This is a genomic window from Methylophaga sp. UBA4204 (genome assembly GCF_002379485.1).
Lineage (GTDB): Bacteria > Pseudomonadota > Gammaproteobacteria > Nitrosococcales > Methylophagaceae > Methylophaga.
On sequence record NZ_DFTU01000097.1, the window covers coordinates 10382 to 12181 of the forward strand.

Sequence of the window (1800 nt, forward strand, 5' to 3'; positions counted from 1 at the left end):
AATAACGGAGCCAACTATGGCGCTTTATAAACAACAACGCCAACGTCGCAAGCCTATGGCAGAAATTAATGTCGTACCGTACATCGACGTGATGCTGGTATTGCTGATCATTTTCATGATTACCGCGCCCATGCTAACCCAGGGCGTTCAAGTCGATTTACCCAAGGCCGATGCCAATCCGGTTGAAGCGCCGGAAAATCTTGAACCTTTGGTGATTTCGGTTGATGCTGAAGGTGCTTACTATGCATCAGTAGGTGATAATCAGGATCAAAGTATCGGTGCACAGGAACTGGTTGCCAGAGTGTCGGCTGTATTACGCCGAAACCCTCAAACGCCAGTGATGGTCAAAGGCGATAGTTCAGCAAGTTATGGACAAGTGGTAGGGGCTATGGCTTTATTACAAAAAGCAGGCGTACCGAATGTCGGTTTGATTACTCAAAGACCGGAAACGGAAACACAGTAATTAAGATGAAGCATCCAATTGTGCAAACTCTTCTTGCCGGCGGCACTTCAACAATATTGCATATATTGTTATTTTTACTGCTGATATTCAGCTTTGATATGCCTACTGATATTCGCCAGTTTGGCCAACCAGAAGTCGAGATCGTACAAGCTACCGTAGTTGACGAAGATTTAGTTCTTGAAGAAATGGCGCGTTTGCAGGAAGCGGAAGAAAAAAAACGTGCAGCAGAAGAAGAGCGTCAGCAAAAACTGGATGAACAACTTGAAAAAACGCAAGATGAGCTGGCTCGTAAAGAGCAAGAATTTCTGGATATGCAGGAACGTGCCAAGCTTGATGCCGAAAAACTAAAACAAGAAGCTGAACTTGAACAACAACGCTTGAAAGAGCTTGAGCAGCAACGTATAGAACAGGAAGAAGCACGTAAACAGGCAGAGTTGGAACGTCAACAAGCAGAACAAGCTAAACAAAAGGCAGAAGCTGAGCGAAAAGCGGCTGAAGAAGCTAAACAACGAGCTGAAGCAGAACGCTTAGCAGCAGAAAAGGCCCGAGAAGAAGCTGTGGCTAAACGCAAGGCGGAAGAGGAAGCCAGACGCAAGGCTGAGGAAGAGGCCAAACGTAAAGCGGAAGAGGAAGCCAAACGTAAAGCAGAAGAGGAAGCCAAGCGTAAAGCAGAAGAAGAGGCTAAACGTAAGGCAGCTGAAGCTGAAACTAAACGAAAAGCTGCTGAAGCTCAGGCCAAGCGAAAAGCTGAGGCAGAACGCCTGGCCGCAGAAAAATCACGAGCAGAAGCGGAACAAGCATTACAAAGACAATTAGATGCTGAGGCAGAACAGCGCAAGCAGAAACGGATTGCTGGCGTTCTGGATACCTACGGATTGCAGATTCAACAAAGAATTACCCGTTACTGGACTAAACCAGCTAATGCAGAACCTGGGTTACTTGTTACGCTGGAAGTGAAACTTATTCCGGGTGGTGATATCCGCAGTGTAAGAGTGATAAAAAGCAGTGGTAGTGAAATATTTGATCGTTCTGCAGAAAATGCTGTTTATAAGGCCGCTCCAATGCCAATGCCTTCAGACCCTGATGCAGCACAAAAGATTATCAGTGAAGGCATTGAAATATACTTTAAACCTGAATGAGAGAAGTTAATATGGCCCCGAAATTAATTCGTTCGCTTGCCTTAATGGCGATGTTTTTTATGCCAATTCAGGCATCTGCCGTGTTAAAAGTCGAAATCACCGGAGGTTCAGATAGCGCACTCCCAATCGCTATTGTGCCGTTTGGCGCCGAAGGAATTAAAGCGCCTGAGGATATAACCAGCATTATTCGTAATGATC

General features: G+C 45.7%; 2 protein-coding genes and 1 pseudogene. All 3 read left to right on the plus strand.

The window, feature by feature from the left end; all coding sequences use genetic code 11:
• Positions 1 to 16: 16 nt before the first annotated feature.
• Positions 17 to 463 (plus strand): protein TolR, encoded by a 447-nt coding sequence (gene tolR / locus B3182_RS14735; protein ID WP_292358155.1) that lies wholly within the window; start codon positions 17 to 19, stop codon positions 461 to 463.
• A 5-nt stretch (positions 464 to 468) separates the two neighbouring features.
• Positions 469 to 1602 (plus strand): cell envelope integrity protein TolA, encoded by a 1134-nt coding sequence (tolA, locus tag B3182_RS14740; RefSeq protein ID WP_292358154.1) that lies wholly within the window; start codon positions 469 to 471, stop codon positions 1600 to 1602.
• 11 nt (positions 1603 to 1613) lie between these two features.
• Positions 1614 to 1800 (plus strand): annotated as a pseudogene (locus tag B3182_RS14745) (Tol-Pal system protein TolB); the annotation flags it as partial.

Excerpts from the sequence above, each read along its gene's own strand:
- tolA (WP_292358154.1), top strand. The coding sequence starts at position 469 with ATGAAGCATCCAATTGTGCAAACTCTTCTTGCCGGCGGCACTTCAACA.
- tolR (WP_292358155.1), top strand. The coding sequence starts at position 17 with ATGGCGCTTTATAAACAACAACGCCAACGTCGCAAGCCTATGGCAGAA.